At 70.4% G+C, this 17,848-nt stretch carries 16 protein-coding genes; 5 read left to right on the forward strand and 11 right to left on the reverse strand.

From position 1 onward, the window contains the following. The first annotated feature begins 41 nt into the window (after window positions 1–41). Window positions 42–1,004 carry a YafY family protein gene (locus MRQ36_RS28900; RefSeq protein WP_242799905.1) on the forward strand — a complete coding sequence of 321 codons (963 nt, stop codon included), beginning with the start codon at window positions 42–44 and terminating at the stop codon, window positions 1,002–1,004. 30 nt (window positions 1,005–1,034) lie between these two features. Here MRQ36_RS28900 and MRQ36_RS28905 read toward each other — a convergent pair whose 3' ends face one another. Both MRQ36_RS28905 and MRQ36_RS28910 read right to left on the reverse strand, forming a co-directional pair. Further along, complete coding sequence (locus MRQ36_RS28905) at window positions 1,035–1,838, reverse strand: hypothetical protein (RefSeq protein WP_242799906.1); 804 nt, start codon at window positions 1,836–1,838, stop codon at window positions 1,035–1,037. Window positions 1,839–1,864: 26 nt separating this feature from the next. After that, entirely contained in the window at window positions 1,865–4,879 is a 3,015-nt protein-coding gene (locus MRQ36_RS28910) for a phosphatidylglycerol lysyltransferase domain-containing protein (protein WP_242799907.1), read from the reverse strand. 976 nt (window positions 4,880–5,855) lie between these two features. Between MRQ36_RS28910 and MRQ36_RS28915 the strand changes: the two genes are divergently transcribed. The 3 genes from MRQ36_RS28915 (at window position 5,856) to MRQ36_RS28925 (ending at window position 8,792) form a co-directional block, all read left to right on the forward strand. Further along, window positions 5,856–6,965, forward strand: a complete 1,110-nt coding sequence (locus MRQ36_RS28915; protein ID WP_242799908.1) for an esterase family protein — start codon at window positions 5,856–5,858, stop codon at window positions 6,963–6,965. Continuing rightward, window positions 6,937–7,797 (forward strand): SGNH/GDSL hydrolase family protein, encoded by an 861-nt coding sequence (locus tag MRQ36_RS28920; protein ID WP_242799909.1) that lies wholly within the window; start codon window positions 6,937–6,939, stop codon window positions 7,795–7,797. Before MRQ36_RS28915 ends, MRQ36_RS28920 begins: the two co-directional genes overlap by 29 nt. A gap of 197 nt (window positions 7,798–7,994) precedes the next feature. Continuing rightward, window positions 7,995–8,792 carry a hypothetical protein gene (locus tag MRQ36_RS28925; RefSeq protein WP_242799910.1) on the forward strand — a complete coding sequence of 266 codons (798 nt, stop codon included), beginning with the start codon at window positions 7,995–7,997 and terminating at the stop codon, window positions 8,790–8,792. A 419-nt stretch (window positions 8,793–9,211) separates the two neighbouring features. Here the strand turns inward: MRQ36_RS28925 and MRQ36_RS28930 are convergent, their stop codons facing one another. The 6 genes from MRQ36_RS28930 to MRQ36_RS28955 are packed head-to-tail and all read right to left on the reverse strand — an operon-like array spanning window position 9,212 to window position 14,493. After that, complete coding sequence (locus MRQ36_RS28930; protein WP_242799911.1) at window positions 9,212–10,351, reverse strand: flotillin family protein; 1,140 nt, start codon at window positions 10,349–10,351, stop codon at window positions 9,212–9,214. 17 nt (window positions 10,352–10,368) lie between these two features. Continuing rightward, window positions 10,369–10,605: a hypothetical protein gene (locus MRQ36_RS28935; RefSeq protein WP_242799912.1), complete on the reverse strand. Its 237-nt coding sequence runs from the start codon at window positions 10,603–10,605 to the stop codon at window positions 10,369–10,371. A gap of 44 nt (window positions 10,606–10,649) precedes the next feature. Then, complete coding sequence (locus MRQ36_RS28940) at window positions 10,650–11,858, reverse strand: HAMP domain-containing sensor histidine kinase (RefSeq protein WP_308194933.1); 1,209 nt, start codon at window positions 11,856–11,858, stop codon at window positions 10,650–10,652. After that, on the reverse strand, window positions 11,851–12,537 hold the full coding sequence (locus MRQ36_RS28945; protein ID WP_242799913.1) for a response regulator transcription factor: 687 nt from the start codon (window positions 12,535–12,537) through the stop codon (window positions 11,851–11,853). Before MRQ36_RS28945 ends, MRQ36_RS28940 begins: the two co-directional genes overlap by 8 nt. 5 nt (window positions 12,538–12,542) lie before the next feature. Continuing rightward, window positions 12,543–13,232: a VanZ family protein gene (locus MRQ36_RS28950; protein WP_242799914.1), complete on the reverse strand. Its 690-nt coding sequence runs from the start codon at window positions 13,230–13,232 to the stop codon at window positions 12,543–12,545. Window positions 13,233–13,242: 10 nt separating this feature from the next. Further along, entirely contained in the window at window positions 13,243–14,493 is a 1,251-nt protein-coding gene (locus MRQ36_RS28955; protein WP_242799915.1) for a serine hydrolase, read from the reverse strand. A gap of 345 nt (window positions 14,494–14,838) precedes the next feature. Between MRQ36_RS28955 and MRQ36_RS28960 the strand changes: the two genes are divergently transcribed. After that, a complete protein-coding gene (locus MRQ36_RS28960; RefSeq protein WP_242799916.1) occupies window positions 14,839–15,045 on the forward strand; it encodes a hypothetical protein in 207 nt (68 codons plus the stop codon). A gap of 353 nt (window positions 15,046–15,398) precedes the next feature. Here MRQ36_RS28960 and MRQ36_RS28965 read toward each other — a convergent pair whose 3' ends face one another. The 3 genes from MRQ36_RS28965 to MRQ36_RS28975 form a co-directional block, all read right to left on the reverse strand. After that, window positions 15,399–16,319: a serine hydrolase gene (locus MRQ36_RS28965; RefSeq protein ID WP_242799917.1), complete on the reverse strand. Its 921-nt coding sequence runs from the start codon at window positions 16,317–16,319 to the stop codon at window positions 15,399–15,401. Continuing rightward, window positions 16,316–17,248: a LysR family transcriptional regulator gene (locus MRQ36_RS28970; protein WP_242799918.1), complete on the reverse strand. Its 933-nt coding sequence runs from the start codon at window positions 17,246–17,248 to the stop codon at window positions 16,316–16,318. The genes MRQ36_RS28965 and MRQ36_RS28970 overlap by 4 nt, the downstream gene beginning before the upstream one ends. Before the next feature lie 167 nt (window positions 17,249–17,415). After that, window positions 17,416–17,826 (reverse strand): RidA family protein, encoded by a 411-nt coding sequence (locus MRQ36_RS28975; RefSeq protein WP_242799919.1) that lies wholly within the window; start codon window positions 17,824–17,826, stop codon window positions 17,416–17,418. Window positions 17,827–17,848: the final 22 nt, after the last annotated feature.

A 17,848-nucleotide genomic window follows, 5' to 3' on the forward strand; every position in this document is an offset into this window, starting at 1 on the left:
TCAATACTGGACACATTCCGCCCGGATTAGGAGTTGGATTATTGGCCCGGCCCACCGCGCGTGTACTGGCGTTGCTGGAGATCCTTCAGGCCGGTGGCGGCTTCACCGTCGCTGACCTGGCCGGTCGGCTGGACGTCGACGAGCGCACGGTCCGCCGCTACGCCGCGCACCTCGCCGACCTCGGCATCCCGGTCGAGGCCCGGCGCGGTCGCTACGGCGGGTACCGGCTCGCGCCCGGTTACAAGCTGCCGCCGCTCATGCTCACCGACGAGGAGGCGGTCGCCGTCATGCTCGGGCTCGTCGCCGCCACCCGGGCGGGGCTGGTCACCGCCGAAGGCGCGGCGGCCGAGAGCGCGACCGCGAAGATCCGCCGAGTACTGCCGGCCGTCCTCGCCCGGCGGATCGATTCGCTGCTGGACACCGTGGACTTCACCGCACCGGTCCGCAAGTCCGCCCCGCCCGGCATCGAGGTGCTGCTGGTGCTCGCCGAAGCGGCCCGACATCAGCAACCGGTGAGCATCACCTACACCACCTGGCACGGCCGGTCCGGCGAGCGGCAGCTCGACCCGTACGGGCTGGTGTTTCACGCTGGCCGGTGGTACGTCACCGGTCACGACCACGACCGCCGGGCCGTGCGGACGTTCCGGCTCGACCGGATCGGGACAGCCCGCCCCGCCCAGGGCACGTTCGACATCCCGACCGGCTTCGATCCCACCAGGCAGGTACTTGCCGGTCTGGCAGCCGTGCCGTACGCGCACGACATTTCCGTGGTGCTGCACACCAGCCTGAGTCAGGCGCAGCGACGGATCCCACCGTCGGTCGGCACCCTCACCGAGGTCCCCGACGGCGTACGCCTCACAGCCCGGGCCGAACGGCTCGACGGCGCAGCGCAGATGCTGGCCGGGCTCGGCTGGCCATTCACGATCGACCGACCGGACGAACTCAAGGACGAGGTACGCGCCCTAGCCGCCCGACTGCTCACCGACGCCAACGCCGGAGGGTAAGCAGCCGAGCGTCGTACCGCTCTCGAACGCTCACACCGGCGGTTCGGCTGCCGGCGCGGCGGTGGCGAGCACGGCGGCCGCGGCCAGGGTGCCGACAATCGCGAGCACGGCGGGCAACGCCCATCCGGGGCGGACCCTGTCGCCCAGGGCCAGGAAACCCGCCGTGGCACCGCCGGCCACCTCGACGCTCCACAGCACTGCCGTGACCGCGCCGACGCCGCCCAGACGTAGCGCGTGCGCATAGGACATCGTGCCGACCGCACCGGAGACGACCAACGCCCAGCTCAGCGGTGTCGCGGCGACGACGGCGACGGTGTGCCCGAGGTGACTGAGGGTGTGCGGAGGAACCGGTAGCGCACGGGCGCACAGCGCGCAGACGGCGAACGCCGCACCGGCCAGCGCCGCCTGCACGCCTGGCAACTGATGTCGCGCGCAGGCCACCGCCGCGGCGCTGACGGCGACCGCGCCGGCCACCAGCGCGATGACCACCGTAGGTGTCACCGGCGGTGCCGATCGCGGGTCGGCGCTGGCGGCGATGACTGTCAGGCACGCGGTGGTGACGACGACAGCGGCACCATCGAGGCGTCGCAGCGGCGCCTTCCAGAGCAGCCGCGCTGCCACCACCGTCACCGCCAGGGAGCCCGCGGCCGTGGCCTGTACCTGGTACACCGGCAACCGGCGTAACGCCGCCAGCGACAACAGCCAGGCGACGAGGTCGGCGACCAGACCCGCCAGGTACAGGGGATGAGCGACCACCTGCCGGGTACGCCGCACGCGGCGGGCGCCGCCTGCCTGCAGCACCGATCCGATGCCGTAGCCGAACGCGCTGCCCACCGCGCAGGCCAGGGCGGTCGACTGGGTCACGACGACGGCTGGCCGACGGGCCGAGCGTCACGTCCGCGTCCACGGGCTCCGCCGGGACGTCTCGTCCGCCGACCGGGCAGGTCCAGGACCCCTTCTGCGACAGCGATCGCCAGACCCTGCGACGGCGCGTTGTCCAACCCGGCCAGCACCACGTACCGGGGCCGCCACATCGGGTGGTACTTCTCGTTGTATCGCCACAGCGACGCCATCTGCGTGTCAGCCCCGACCCGTTGCAGCAGGCGGCGCTGCACGTCACCCATCCGCCCCGCGGACCGCTCGCCCGCCAGCACCGCCCGCATGACCGCGAAGTTCAGCCCCAGCCCCCACTGGCCGCGCTCCTTCAGGTGACGGATCGTCTCGATGATGACGAAGTCCGTCAGACCATTGGGCACCTCGACGTCGGTGCGGCGGCGCATCACGTCCAGCGACCAGCCGGCCACGTCGGGCGCCGGCACCCAGTGGCAGAAGGCGTCCGGGCGCCCCGACGGGTCGTAGGCGACGCTGAGCAGCAGACCGGTGTCCCGCGGGTCGAACAGGCGGGAGAGGGTCATGGAGAAGCCGCGCTCGGTGTCGCCCTGCCGGCTCTGCGCGGCCAGCTCCCGCAACTCTTCGGCGAGTGCGGCGGGGAGTGCCGCCGGATCGTGGAAGCGCACCGTGTATCCCGCGCGGGCGACTTTGTGGTGGCCGCTGCGCAGACCCTTCATCGGGCGGCCCTCGAGGGTGAAGGCGCTGCAGTTGACGATGGCTTCGTCGCCGAGATACAACGCCCGCATACCGGCCGCCTGGTAGACCGGCAGCCATCCCGGTGCCGCCCCCACCACGGTGACCGGCCATCCGTGCCGGTCGGCGTGACCTAGGAACTGCGTCCACGCCTCCACCCACTGCTGCGCCGGCCCGATCGGGTCCGGCGAGACTAGACACACACCGTCACGCACGTCGTACGCGATGACACAGTCGCCGACGAAGTAGAACGACTTGTCCTCTCGGAGCGCGAAGTAGGCCAACGTGTCTCCTCCGTGCCGGGCGATGATCGCCCGCGCGCGAGCGAGGTCCGCCGCCCGGTCGCTGGGGGACGCACCGGACACCAGCTGCGGCCGCAGCAGCAGCCAACCGAGCGCGATCAACAGACTGAGGCCCAGGGCTGCCAATGCCGAGGTGATCATGGGCGTCGGGCTGGGCAGTGGTCGGGCCGTGTCACCGATCAGACGCCCGAGGGCGGCTCGCAGCGTGACCTCGGCCGAGGCGCCGGCGACCCGTGCCGCCACCAGCGACAGGAGCGTGACCCCTCCCATACCCGCCAACAGCAGAAGGGCGGCCATCCGGATGTGCCGGCGGTGCGGGTGCGCCGGAAACGCCGACCGGTGCCACGCCAACCATCCGGCCGCGGCGAGCGCGACCAGCGCCTCCTCCCCGTCCAACCCCTTGAGCAGATGCAGCACCGCCGAACCCACGAGCAGACCCACCGCGGCGACCCAGGCGACGCTGCGGCCCCGACGCAGACCCCACGCCACCACCAGCAACGCCACACTCGCGAACACCGTCGCCGCTACCGCGGCCTGGGGCGCCTGCACCGGCATGACCATCAGCAGCGCCGCCAACCGAGGCCGCAGCGGCGGCACCACCGCCGACACCAGACCCGACACCGCCACCGCGGCGACCGCGACCGCCGCCACCACCCTGGTACGTGCGCTGCGCGCGTGCCGGCGCAGCGCCGGATCCCGCAACGGCCACTCCGCGTCACCCGGCAGGGCCGCCACCACCCGCGTTTCACCGCCGGCCAGACGGTCGCCCCGGATCAGGCGTCGCTCCAGCCACGTCGCCTCCCCGGCGCACACCTCGCCCTGCACGAGCCGCACCCGCAGATCACCGATGACGTCCACCTCCACCCAGCCGCAGCGCAACACCGCCTGGAACACCGGAGGCAGCAGCCACCAGGACCGACGCGCCACCACCACCCGCGCCGCGCACCCACTGTTGGCGTAGAAACCGTCGACCAACCGGGTCAGCTCAGGCTGATGGGTATGCCCCGTGATCAGACCCGCCCAGCCCCGCTCGACCCAGGATGCGGCGGCAGTGCGGGCCACCGCGTTCAGTCGTGCCCCGCGCGGGCCGAACCGGCTGCCGGCCAGGGCCGCGTACACCCCGCGTGCCACCAACACGCCGATGATCGCCAGTGCGAGCACATCGAGGACCAGTCCCACTCCGAGGGCGACGAGCCAGCGCGGCGCATCCGCGACCACTCGTGACCGCAGCGACGCAGCCGCGATCACCGGGATGCGCCCGAGCACCGCCACGGCCAGCGGTGCCAGCAGCCACCCTGCCCGCGGTGCCAGCTGCCGATACACCAAACGTGACGCCAGGAAACGCCCCACCTCGTTCGGATCGGCCAGGGCGCTGGCATCCGCCAACAACGGTGTCCTGTGCAGCTCCGGCAAGACCTCCTGCACGATGTGCTGCCCCAGCGGGGAATCGAGCGGGTTACGCGGATCCCGCAACGCGTTCGCCGGATCGAACGCATGCCCGTGCTCACAGCGGATCGTGCGGGTGCCCGACGTGGTCCCGAACACCAGATCCACCGACAACGTGCACGTCGCACCCAACTGCTCGCGCAATGTCCGGGCCGCGGCGCTGTCCCATGCGAGGGCCGCGTCATGGTTACCCACCACCACCACGAGCCGACGACCGGGCTCGCCGGCGAAGGCCCGCAGCGCCGCCGTCAGCCGCGGATGAGCATCCAAGGCCCCCGCGACCGTGCCACCGGGTTCGCCCCACAGCTCCACCACATCGCCGTTGAGTACCAGCACTCCCGGTCCCGACCACCGCTCCAGCCGGTCTCCCAGATTCCGTTCCAGCCGCGCCGAGGCGGACGACATCTGCTGGCCCAGATGCATGTCACTGACCACCAACGCGGAGCCACCCGAGGGCACCTCAACGACCAGGCAGTCGGGAACCTCATCCATCCCGCCATATCCCGTTGCATCGGGATCCGCCAGATGATCGAGAACGGCCATTCTTCGCCTCCACCATGCCCGCAACCACGTGATCTGCCGGGGCCTGCCCGCGTCAACGAGTAGCCGAAGCCAACGAACGTCCCACGGGTCATCGTCACCGGTGAGCCTGAGAACCATCGGTGTACGACCTGACTGAAACCTGCGAGAGAATTCCTCTGAAATTCGGTCGGCTGATCGCTCGTGCGCGATCGGGTACGAGGCGCCGGAGAGGCCCGACCTGGAGATGATCGTCTCCGCTCGGGGCCTTCCCGTCCGGCACTTCAGAGGAGACGTCATGTGCCTGTCAGGCGGGAAGCGGCGGTGGCTCTCGTCCGGCCCTTGACCACGATCCGGGCCGTGCCGGGCCACCTGGCTGCGCCGCCGGACGATGTCGACGGCGGCAGGCGACACTGCGCCGCCGGGAGCGCCGAGCCGCACTTCATCCGTCACGCCGTCTGGAAAGCTGCCGTCCATCGCCGAAGACCCGACTGCGGCGGGTTTCACGCGGACGACCAGAAGATCGCCTCTTCTACCCGGACACCGCCGGCGCCGCAGATGGTGACGCGCTCGCGGCTACCACGCCGGGCCGGTCGCGTGGCCTGCATCGCGCCTGAAGGAGCCGGAGGTTCAGGATCATCTCAGGTTCAGCACGCATCCTGTGTCGGAAGCTGTTTCACCTGCGGCTGCTGGCAGCCGTGTCGCGGCCACCATAGACCGCTCGGGAGAGCACGATGATGAGGTTGATGATCGATGCCGAATCGACGGGACCAGTGACGACGTCGACCGGCTCACGGATCACAGCGACCGCACCGACCCTGACGATCAGCCGACGCGGCCCATAGCGCAATCGGTCAGCGCAGCAGCGGGCGACCGCGGGGGCGACGGACCTTGCCGAGGACGTCCTCCATGCCCTGGACATCGGGATGCCTGTCACCGCCGGTCCGGGCATCGGTTTCATCTCAGGATGGCGCACCATTCATCGGCTAAGGAGGCTGACGTGGGTCTGACCAGCCCGGCACTTTTCGTAGCGGTCTGCGTCCTCGCTGTCGGCATGCTCGCCCTCGCGGTGATCGACAAGCCTCGCCCGCGTCGCACGGACCTGCAGATGCTCACACGCGCCGCCCGCGTGGTCAGCGTCAGCGCCCTCGTCGTGCTTCTCTGCGGCCTGACACTGAACAACCAGTACCTCTTCTACACCTCATGGCCTGACCTTCTCGGATCATCCGACCACGCGACTACGCACACGTTCGGCAACACCGCCGCCGCGCAGACGCCGCGCCTTCCCGGCGCCGGTCTGGCAGGGCAACAGGTCCCCGCTCGGCTCCCTGCCCTGCCAGCACCCGGTCAGAGACTTCAGAGGTACACGGTGTCCTCGCCCGACGTCGCCGGAGCCGCTCAGGTGCTGGTCGAGCTACCAACGGGCTACAACCCCGCCAGTGTCAGGACCTACCCGGTCATCATCGGCTTGCACGGCTTCCCCGCCACGCCCGACTCATATCTCAGGACCGGGATCCTGTCGGTGCAGGACCACCTCGTGAGCCAGCACCGCCTCGCCCCCAGCATCGTCGTCATCCCGCAGATCAACGTCCCCCGCTCACTGGACACCGAATGTGTCGACGGCGGCCCCGGACAGCCGCAGATCGACAGTTGGCTCTCCCATGACCTCCCGCGGTGGGTCATCGCCCACTTCCGGGTGCGCACCGATCGCCTTTCCTGGGCCACAGCGGGCTACTCCTACGGTGGATGGTGCGCTGCCTCCCTGGGCCTCCGACACCCCGACCTCTTCGGCGCCGCCGTCGTCTTCCAAGGCTACTTCCGACCCGACTTCGGCACGCACTACATCCCGGCCACCTCTGACCTGGCCCAGTACGACCTCGTTCGGCTCGAGTCACGGCATCCGGTCCCGCTTTCCCTCTGGGTGATGACGTCGCGGCAGGACAGCCTCTCCTATCCGAGCACCGCGCAATTCCTGCGCGTAGCCCGTTCTCCCACAGCCGTCACCGCGACCGTGTTACCCGAGGGCGGACACCGACTCGCTGTGTGGCAGCCACTCATCACGCCCGCGCTAACCTGGCTCGGTGGCACTCTCCCGGGCTTTCATGCCTGAGCGCAGAGCGCACCTCAACGCGGTCGTCGCGGCTTGTCTGGCTCTCACCGTCGCCGGCGTCGCCGCCTGCGGATCGCAGCGGGTCAGCCTTCAGCCGGCGCCGACGGTCTCGAGCTCGTCAATGGTGGCCCTCGGAGATTCCGTGCCGAGCGGCTATGGATGCGCCTGCGCCGGGTACGTCCAGTCCCTCGCCAACCGGATCACGGCGGCTACAGGCCGCGAGGTCCTCGTCCACAACGACGCCCAACCCGGCGCCACCAGCACTGACGTGGCCGACGCGGTCCGCGACGACCTCGTGTCGTCAGACCTCGCCGCCAGCGACCTCGTCCTCATTCAAGTTGGTGCCAACGACCTCGATACGACAGCGATCATGGAGTGCGGAACAGCCGGCGCAGCCTGCTATCAACCGGCTCTGCAGACTCTGCACAGCAACCTGAGGCGAATCATCGCCGCCGCCGAAGCCGGGGTACATCACCCGGTCGTCGCCCTGATCGGCTACTGGAACATCACCGTCGACGGCGCGGTCGCCGCAGCACGCGGCAGCGCGTTCACCACGGCCAGCGAGCAGGCCACCGACTACGTCAACCAGGTGATCAACGACGTCGCGAAAGAGACCGCGGCGATATACGTCGACACGCAGATCCCACTCAAGGGGCCCACCAACGGGCGCGACCCGACCGGCGATCTTCAGAACGACGGCGACCACCCTAACGCCAGCGGAAACGAGATCATCGCGGACGCGGCGTTCCGAGCACTACAAGCCGCAGGTGGCAGCTGTCCCGCCAACCACTCAAACTCGCCTTCCATCCTGGACCCGCACGACAAGTGCTAGCGCCGATCAGCGGATGGGTCGTCAGGGCGGTCGAGAGCCGCCATGGAACCCATGCGGATCCGCAAGCAAGAACGACAGGGTGGAGCTGTCTCGCCCCCCTGCGCTCTGCGGCCTCGGATGCGGGGCTGGCATCATCACGTGTGAGTGGTCGCGGGGTTGCCGGTCACGCTAGGCAGCAGCTATCGGAAGGAGATGGTGTGTCCCATTGGGACGACCTGCTCGGTCACGCGTTCGGGTTGATGCTCGGCCGGCCGCTGGCGGAGTTCGACGCGGCGGGGACGTACGCGGTTTTCCACTACGACGACGAGACCGCTGGCGATGCGCTCGAGGACCTTGATGCCGGGGAACTTGTCGCCGAGGTTGACGGGAGGTCCGGCGACAATGGCGGTGAGTGGCTCGATCCGGGCCGCTGGGTGCCCGACCTGGCCAGGTCGGCGTTCATCGCCACGCACGTGCGTCCCGCCGCGCTCCAGCCGCTGCTCACCGTCACGACGGACGACGGTCGGGCCCTGGTGTGGGGGAGGGACATCGGCAGGGCGTTGCAGGCTGGCTCGCTGAGTCTCGACGAGCTCAGCCCTGACGGCTATCGGCAATATCCTTGTCTGCTCCTGCGGCCGCGGACGGACGGATCGCTGCTGGACGCGATGCGGGCGGCGACGTGGACGATGAGCGCTCCAGACGGCCTCTGCGACATCGGCGACAGCCTCGTACGGCACGGGTACGTCGAGCCTGATGTGAGTGTGGTCGACCCTCGCTGGCAGTCGGTCCTGGACCAGGTCGGCGACGATGCGCTGCGAAGGCACCTTCGTGGACTGTGCCTCGACGCTCGCTGGGCACGTTCTACCGGCGGCTACTACCTCGGCCCCGGTGAATGCCCGGGCGATTTCCGGCCGATCGCCGACTTGCCGGGCAGCACAGTGATCGCCGGCTGGGAGTTCGGTGAGGGCCAGGGCGCCACGGTCGTCATCCGCCTGAGTGAGCCTCACAGCCGATAGCGCTGGATTTGCCGCATCGAAGGCCAAAAGAGATCGAGCGACACCGTCACCGCGGTGGGAGTGTCTGCGTAGACCGGTTTCGACGTGCTGGAGCCCGCACCCCTCACCGAGGGGCAAGCTTGACCTCAAGCATGGTTGAACTATGAGTCTCGTCGTCATGCGAGGACTCATTCATGCGATCAAGGACGTTCTACCCGCGCGCAGGAGAACGGAGTGGAGCCGCGCCGCGCGTGTAGCGGCGGCGGCTGACCCGACCGTGCCCCCGCTGGCTCGTTTTCTTCTGCTCGCCCCAGAGGTGTACGGGCAGACTCCCGGAGAGATTGAGCGGTGCGAGTGGCCAAGGTGAACTGGTGACGACCCGCCGGGCGATCTCGTCGGCGAGGACCGGTCGACGTGGCGGCCGGTCCGCACCTGTCGAGTCAGTTGGTGGAGACCGGCGTCCCGTTCACCGCCGTCCGCTCCACGGGAGTTCCGGCGGTCGGCGCGATCCCGCTGCGGACGGCGTCCAGCAGTGCCATACCTTGGCCGGCCAGCGACGCGACCACGCCGTTGAGGCCGTCGGCGCCGTTGAGCACGGTGACGTTGGCGCCTTGCAGGCCCGCGGCCGCGGCGCGCAGCATGTCGGGCAGCTGCTCGATGATCCGCTGGTCCAGGGCGATCCGGTTTTGCGCGGCGGCTGCCTCGGCGGACAGCTTGGTGGCATCGGCCTGCGCTTGGGCCAGCGTGCGGATCCGCTCGGCCTCGGCCTGGGCGGGACGAACCACCTCGGCGATCAATTCGGCCTGCCTCAGCTCAGCGTTGCGCTCAGCCACCACAGCCCGCTCGACCAGCACCTCCTGCTGAGCGCGCGCTGCCGCGAGCGGACCGGCCTGCGCCGCGGTCTGCTGGGCTTGATCGATCTCGGCTTGATACTGGGCGCGGGCAATCGCGGTCTGTCGGGCGTACTCGGCCTGGTGCCGCACGCTCTCCTGCTGCGCCATGGCGCTGGCCTGGTCTGCGGCGGCCTGCGCCACCTTCGCGTCCTGGTCGACCTTGGCCTGGTGCGGCGCGGCGAGCGCCCGGATGTAGCCGACGCCCTTGTCGTCGATGCTGCTGATCTGGAGGGAGTCGACGGCCAGGCCGATCCGGGCCATCTCGGTCTTGCTGGCGTCCACGATGGCGTCGGCGAGGGTCTGCTGCTCGCGGATGATCGACTCGACGGTCATGCTGCCGATGATGCTACGCAGGTGGCCGCTGAAGATCCGCCCGACCAGGGTGGGCATCTGGCTCTGGTCGCCCTGGAAACGCCGGGCGGCTGCGGCGATGGACTCGTGGTCGTCAGCGACCTTGAACGCGATGACGGCCTGCACGGTCAGCGTGATGCCCTGCTTGGTGTAGCAGTCCTCCACGACCTCGGCCTCCTGCATGGCCAGCGTGAGCCTGGTGGCTTTGGAGAAGACCGGTACCACGAAGACGCCGTGACCTGTGACGATCTTGAAAGGCAGCGCATCCGCTCCCCGCTGTTTGCGTCCGCTGATGAGCAACGCCTCGTTCGGGGCGGGCACGCGGTATCCGAACACTGGACGACCCTTCTGTCCTACCGGGGGTCCTCACCCTCGGCAACGGTGGGCCATGGCTCGACGTCGACCTGGCGCGCGCCACGGTTGTTGATGATCAGCACCTCTGAGCCGGCCGGGACCGGCATCGATGCGTACGCGAGGTAATAGTGCGCGATGCCGTCCACCACTACCCGGACCTCGCCAGGGCGGTCACCGCCGCGCAGCGCGTGCACCACACGCGCGATCCTGCCGACCAGCAACCGACCGTCCACCATGCTCCCCGCGATCGGGCGCCGACCGCTGCCCGCGCCCCCGCGGATCATTGTCCGCCCGGATCGGCTAGGGGGAAAGAGTGCGGACCCGGCTCACCTCCGGTCGGCATCGAAGCGAGTATGCGGTGAACCGTTCGACGTCGGGCGCCTGCGGGCCGAGCAGGAAGCCGCACCGTGACGATGAGCCCGCCGCCGTTGGCAGGGACGAGGTCGAGGGCCCCTTCGTGGGCGTGAACGATGCTGCGCACGATGGCCAGGCCCAGGCCGGCACCGACATGTTCGTCGGTCCGCACCCGTTGCGTTGCCCGCCGGAACGGTTCGGTGAGCGTCGGCACCAGGTCCGGCGGGAGCGGGGGACCGGTGTTCTCCACCTCTAGCACGCTGGTGCCGCTGTGCGTTCCGGTGCGAACCTTCACGACGCCACCAGCGGGCAGGTTGTGGACGACGGCATTTTGCACAAGGTTGATCACCATGCGGGACAGGAGCTCCGCCGAGCCGCTGGTCGGGGCCGCTTCACCGCTGACACCCAACGTCATGCCGCGTTGTTCGGCGACAGGGAGCAGCGTCTCGGCGGCCTCCTCGGCGAGCAGTGAGAGGTCGACGCGCTCGCGGGTCACGATGCCGCGGTCGCTGCGACTGAGCAGCAGGAGCGCCTCGGTGAGGTCTATGGCCCGCTGGTTGACCGCGTGCAGTCGCGTGATCAGTTCGTCGCCGACTCGCGTGGGATCGCTGCGGGCCACGTCGAGAAGTGTCCGCGAGATCGCCAGTGGGGTACGCAGCTCGTGGGAGGCGTTCGCGGCGAACCGCTGCTGTTCGGCGACGTGGGACTCAAGTTGTTCGAGCATCGTGTCGAACGCGTCGGAGAGGTCACGGAACTCGTCCCGTCGGCCTGTCATGCGGATCCGCCGCGACAGTGATCCGGTCCCGACCGTCCGTGCGGCATCCGTGATCCGGGTCAGCGGTGCGAGCATCCGGCCGGCGAGGACCCATCCTCCGACGAGACCGAACGCCAGCAGGAAAGCCAAGGTCTCGGCGGCCCTCGGCGCGAAGGCCCGCAGGAGGTTGGACCGGACCGGAAAGACACCGGGGGTGAGGGTGTCGGTGGCGCCGGGGACGATGAGCATGGCCCGGTCGGGAACGTACCGCAGGAGGAACACCCACACCGCGGTAAGCAGCAGAACGCCGGCGAGCACGAGGAAGCCGGCGTAGCTGAGGGTCAGTTTGGCCCGAACACTCAGCCCCGACCTCCTACCCACGCTCGTCTCCGGTCGCTGATGCCGCGTCGATGCGGTAGCCGACGCCGGGCACGGTGGCGATGACCCAGGGTTCACCGAGCCGTTTACGCAGCGCGGAGACAGTGATCCGTACCGCGTTGGTGAACGGGTCGGCGTGCGCGTCCCAGGCGCGCTCCAGCAGATCCTCGGCGCTCACGACGCCGCCCTCGGCGGCGACGAGGACTTCCAGCACGGCGAACTGCTTGCGGGTGAGCGCCACGTAGCGTCCGTCGCGGAAGACCTCCCGGCGGAAGGGATCGAGGCGAAGCCCCGCGATCTGAAGCACCGGGGGCCGGGCGTGCGCCCGCCGGCGGTCAAGCGCTCGCAGCCGCAGGACGAGTTCCCGCAGCTCGAACGGCTTGGTCAGATAGTCGTCGGCGCCCAACCCGAAACCGGAGGCCTTGTCGTCGATCCGGTCGGCGGCGGTGAGCATGAGGATCGGGATGCCGCTGCCGGAGGCGACGATGCACCGGGCGACCTCGTCACCAGAGGTTCCGGGGATGTCCCGGTCGAGCACCGCGATGTCGTAGGCGTTGATGCTGAGCAGCTCCAGGGCGCAGTCGCCGTCGCCGGCGATGTCGGCGGCGATCGCCTCCAGCCGCAGACCGTCCCGGACGGCTTCGGCCAGGTAGGGCTCGTCCTCCACGATCAGTACGCGCATGCGACTCAGTCTGCCCGTGCCGGCACAGGACGAGGTCGGTCCGACACGAGCGCCGTGGTCCGCCACCAGCGGCGCGACATCAGCCCGAACAGCGCGGCGCCGGCGGCGTTGATCAACACGTCATCGACGGACGACACCCGGTCCAGCCGCAGCAGGTACTGCAATGTCTCGATCACCGTCGAGCAGCCCGCGCCGAGCGTGAAGAGCCGCGGCACGGACGCCAGCGTCGCGAACCGCAGCGGCGCGAAGAACCCCAACGCGGCGAGGACCAGCAGGTTGCCGATGATCCCGAGTGGCCCCATCTCCATCAGGTCCCGGAGCGGGATCAGGCTGACCCGGCCCGGAACGACGCCGGCCCCGGGGCCCGGCATCAGGGTCATCCAGACGAACGGCACCGTCCCGTACACCATGCCGACCTCGGCCAGCGACATCCGCCACGCCGACGCGACGCCCGCGGCCCGGCGACCCACTGCCAGGGCCCCCACCACCAGCACGGCCAGCGGCAGCCCGACCAGCATCATGAGCAGAATGCCGTTCTCGGTGTCGAAACAGCCGTGCCACCGCACGGCCCGGCACGCCGGAGCGGCCATCAGGAGCGGCCGCCGCACGGCGAACGCCGCCCCCGCCAGGCCGAGGACCGCCAGAGCGAAAAGCGCGATCCTCGACGTACGGCGGGCCCGTGCTGACCGTGGCATGCCGTGCACCTCAGCCACCGGATCCGTCGCCGGGGGCGGCGCCGGTGACGGCCTGCGTCTCTCGCCCGATCAGCTCCACCAGCGGCGTGTCGTCGGAGTTGGCGAGAATGACGCCGACCCAGCCGCTGTTCGGGTAGATGCTCCAGTTGGCGCAGACACCAGGGTTGCCGCCGGCGCGCTGGATCACCCACTGGCCGCCGACGATGTCGGCCGACGGCCCGTACGTGCCGAACGAGGTCGGGCCCAGCGGCATCCGGGGCGCGGTGAGCACGTCCGACCAGGGCCGATCCAACAGCGTGCCGTCGCCCAGCGCGCGGGCCAACCGGACCAGGTCCGGCGCAGTGGCGAAGCCGCCGTCCCCGATGGCGTCGATGAAGGCGCGGCCCGGGTTCCGGTCGCGCATGTACTCGTACGGGCTGCCTTCGTCCAGGTTGCGGAGGGCGTCCACCTGGCTTCCGTCAGCCAGTGTCAGGTAGGGGTGCGCGAGGCGTCGGTCGGTGCGCCACTGCGGCCGGGTGTAGAACGCGGAGTCGGTCATGCCGCAGCGCCGGAAGATGTTCTCCTCGACGTAGTCCCAGTACGTCTGACCGCTCACGGCCTCCACGATGAGCGCGGGGATGGCCGTCTCGGCGCCGGCGTGGAACCCGTTGGGCAGGCCGGGGGTGCCCACCAGCTTCGACTGTCGTGCCCAGCGCTCCTGGTAGTCGTGGACCTCCTGCCGGCTCTGGAAGACGCGGCGGATGTCCTCCTCGGGCGTGTTCAGGCCGGAGGTGCCGGTGAGCATGTGGTGGATGGTCACCTTCTCGCTGATGTCCCCGGCGAAGCCGTCCAGGTGCCGGCCTACCGGGTCGGACAGCCGTAACATGCCCCGCTGCGCGAGTTGCAGAATGGCGATCGCGTTGAACGGTTTGCCCGCCGAGCTGAGGGTGAACGCGGTTCCCTCGTGGTTGCGGATTCCGCGCTCCCGGTCGGCCATGCCGTAGCTGCGGAACAACACCGTCCGACCCCGGTGTGACAGCAGCACCACACCGGAGAACTTCCCCTCCGCGGCCAGCCGCGCCACGTACCGGTCGTAGGCGCCGCCCGGCCGGGTGTCCGGCGGGATCCGGTCGTGCCGGACCGAGCCGGTCGTGTCCGGAGCGGCGTAGCCGGTCGCGGCGGGGGTGAGAGGCACGGCGGTCGCGCCCATCCCGGCGGCGGCCAATCCGGCCCACCCGACCAGCTGCCGCCGGCGGATACCAGGTACCGGGTCAGAGTTCATGGCGACGGTCCTCTCCCGTTGAGTTCCGGCGCGCACCGAGGCGCCGCATGTCGCCCTCCACCAAAGACCAGGGGCTGTTGCGGCGGTGTATGGGAATCCTGAGATGTCCGCGATACGTGGTGGGGGAGGCCCGCCACGCCGGCTTCCTCGACACCATCCGCGACGGCCACCTCACCACACCGCTGCTGGTCGTCTCCCCGATCTACTGCCCCATCCACGAGGACACCCCGGCCCCGGCACGTTCGACCTCGCCGCCCTCGTCACCGGACAGGTGCGCTTCCAGGCCACCGGCGACCCGGCCGAGAAGGCGAGCGGGAAACTCACCCTCCGGGTGATTCGCGAGGAGTGGCCCGGATCACCGCCCAGCGCGCGGCCGACGACCCGCACCTGCACCACCTCGACGGCCTCGACCTCTACGGCGAGGCAGACTCCGCGGAGCTGCCGCTGCCCGGCCAACTCCACCCGGACACCGCCACCCACCGGCGCATCGTCGAACGCTTCGTCAAGCGGATGTTCAGCGCCGACGGCCCCTTTGCAGGACCCACCTCCTGACCGGTCCGGCCCCACCGGTTGACCCGGGAGTTCTGCCGCGGCCTGACGCGCGGGGAAACCTTGCCCTGGGATGACGTCCCGGTATGGCCGCCCTGATCTCGATCGGAACCTCACCGCAGGACACCGTCGATGCCAGATCAGCATGAACATTGTCAGTTCCGCGCCCGTTCGGCGCTCACCTGCGCATGGCCTGGTGGAAGCCGCTCGTGCTCGTCGTCGTGATGGCGTCGGTGATGTTGGTGGCGCAGGTCCATCGACTCCGATGACGCGTCGCTGCAGCTCCTGGCGACCGTCGACATCGGCATGGTGGTGCTGGTCCGGCAGCGCGAGCGGCGGTCCGGGCCGTCAGCTGACTAACCCCACCAGGGCAGGGTGCCCGTGCGGAGGTGGTCGTGCAGGGTCCGGGCGACGTGTGCCATCGCAGCCTCGCCGCCGGGTTGGGCGACGGCGGGCACCCGGGAGGCGGTGAGCGCGGCGACGGCGTACGACTGCCCGTCGGCGTGGTCCACCACCCCTACCTCGTGGCGCAGGTGTAGCAGGGTGCCGGTCTTGGACGACCAGCGGGACGCGTCGGAGGTGAAGTCCGGGGCGAGTCGCTGCCGGTGCAGGTTGTCGCCCATCAGGGCGCGTACCCGGGCGGCGGTGGCCGTGCGGATCGTCGAGGGCCGCCAGAGGGCGTGCAGCAGGTCGACGTAGGCCCGGGCCGATCCGGTGTTGGCGCGGGTCACGTCGAGCTGGGCGACCGGGTGGCCCTGTCCGGGGGTTCCGGCGTCGATGGCGAGGGAGTGGGCCAGGTGCACGTCGTCGGGGCCGAGCCGTTCCGCCGGCGTCTCGGCGAGGTCACCGGCCCGGTGCCGTACGGCGATGCCCTCGATGCGCAGTCGCCGCAGCTCGGCGGCGACCTCGGCCGGCGGGAGGAGGTCGAACAGGGCGTCGGCAGCGACGTTGTCGCTGATCGAGGTGCTCAGGTAGAGCAGGTCGTCCACGGCGATCCGCGCCGGGTGGCGGAAGCGGCTGAGCCCGGTCGGGCCTGGTGTGGTGATCCGACCGGGCGGCACGTCGATCGGTGCCGCCGGGTCGAGTTCCCCGCGCGCGATCCGTTCGAGCACGGCGACCGCCAGCGGCACCTTCACCAGCGACGCGGCCGGATACGGGGTGTCCGTGTCGAAGCCGATCTCCTCGCCGGTGTCGAGGTTGCGGACCAGGAACGCGCCGTCGAGCCCGGCCTCGTCGAGGAGGTCCTGGGCGTTGCGGAGGACGGCGGTGGTGCTCATGCGGGATCTCCCTTCCGGTGGTCAGCGGGTGCGGGACCGTCGGCCGGCCCGACGTGGCCGTCGGGCGCGCTCAGGCATCGGGCGATGTCCGCGTACAGGACCGTGCTGAGTTGATCGAGGTCCTCGCGTACGCCGGCGGCGACGTCGTAGCCCCGCAGCAGCTGCGGGCCGGCGAGGGGGCACCAGTGCAGTCCGAAGTCCTCGGCCTGTTGTTGGGAGCAGAGCAGCAGGTCGGGGGAGCCGAGGGCCGCCGCCGCGGCGTCGACGAGGGATGGCGCGACCGCCACCTGGGCCGGCACCAGGCCGGCCGACTGGCCGGCCCGGGTCAGTGGGTCCCGCAGGTGCGCGACGTCGTCCTCGGGTTGGATCAGGATCCGCCGGCGTGCCTGCGTGCGGGCCCGGCCGCTGCGCAGCGTCTCCAGGAACACCGTCGGTGCCGGGAAGGGGGTCCGGGCGGCCAGCCCGAGCGGCACCCGCCACGGCGCCGCCGCCTCCGGAACCGCCACGATCCCGGCACCGACCTCCAGGGTCCGGCAGAGCCGTTCACGCTCGGCCGGGCCGGCCGGCCGTACCTCCAGGTGGATCCGCTGCCGCCGCGCCGCGACCACCAGATCGGCGAGGCGGCGCGGCGGGCAGATCTCGGGTACGGCGACCCGCAGCGGGCGCAGCCGGGCCCGCTCGGCGTCGTCGCCCATCGCGTCGGCGAGGTCGACCAGCCGCCGCGCGGATGGCAGCATGTCCTGCCCGAACGGCGTCAGCCGCACCGCCCGGGACGACCGGTCGAACAGCCGCGCCCCGAAGTGCTCCTCGAGGGCGGCGATGCGGCGACTGGCGACCGGCTGGGGGATGCCCGCAGCGGCGGCGCCGGAGGTGAAGCTGCCGTGGCCGCTGACCGCGACGAAGGCCCGGCAGGCGGCGACCATATCCACCCACCGAACCTATACCGGGAGCGCATGGACGAGCCGGCGCGGCACCTGCCCAGCATCAGCACGGAGCCGTCCTGATGCTGGGCACGGTGACGCAGGGCGGTGAGGTGGCGACACCGACGCGTGGCCGTGCGGACCGCTACCTCAATCTCGCGGTCGAGCAGAAGGCATTACTGCGAGATTGCGGTCGCCTCCAGTTCGACGAGCACGTCGGGCTCGAAGAGGTAGTCCACCCCGATCAACGACGCCGGCGGGAGGGGCCAGGGCAGGCCGAGTTCCTCGACGACCGATTCGATCCCGGCCATGAACGGCCCGATCTTCTCGGGTGCCCATGCGGTCACGTAGAAGGTCAACCGGACCACGTCCTCGAATGAGGCGTCGGCTCCGGCGAGGGCGCGGCCGGTGTTGCGCAGCGCCTGCGCGACCTGCCCGGTGAGGTCGCCCGGCGCAACCGGTGAGCCATCTGCCAGTCGGGCGATCTGACCGCTGACGTGGATGTGACGCGATCCGGTGGCTACCGCCACGTGAGCGTAGGGCGTGTGCGGCTGAAGGCCGTCGGGGCTGAAGCGGGTGACAGGCACGGTCTCTCCTCCACTGGAACCA

Origin of the sequence: Micromonospora sp. R77, from assembly GCF_022747945.1 — a bacterium.
Classification (GTDB): domain Bacteria; phylum Actinomycetota; class Actinomycetes; order Mycobacteriales; family Micromonosporaceae; genus Micromonospora.

Coding starts and splice junctions, on each gene's coding strand:
- MRQ36_RS28945 (WP_242799913.1), bottom strand. CDS start 12,537: ATGCGCGTACTGATCGTGGAGGACGAGCCCTACCTGGCCGAAGCCGTC.
- MRQ36_RS28950 (WP_242799914.1), bottom strand. CDS start 13,232: ATGCCACGGTCAGCACGGGCCCGCCGTACGTCGAGGATCGCGCTTTTC.
- MRQ36_RS28935 (WP_242799912.1), bottom strand. CDS start 10,605: ATGGTGGACGGTCGGTTGCTGGTCGGCAGGATCGCGCGTGTGGTGCAC.
- MRQ36_RS28965 (WP_242799917.1), bottom strand. CDS start 16,319: ATGAGCACCACCGCCGTCCTCCGCAACGCCCAGGACCTCCTCGACGAG.
- MRQ36_RS28955 (WP_242799915.1), bottom strand. CDS start 14,493: ATGAACTCTGACCCGGTACCTGGTATCCGCCGGCGGCAGCTGGTCGGG.
- MRQ36_RS28910 (WP_242799907.1), bottom strand. CDS start 4,879: ATGGCCGTTCTCGATCATCTGGCGGATCCCGATGCAACGGGATATGGC.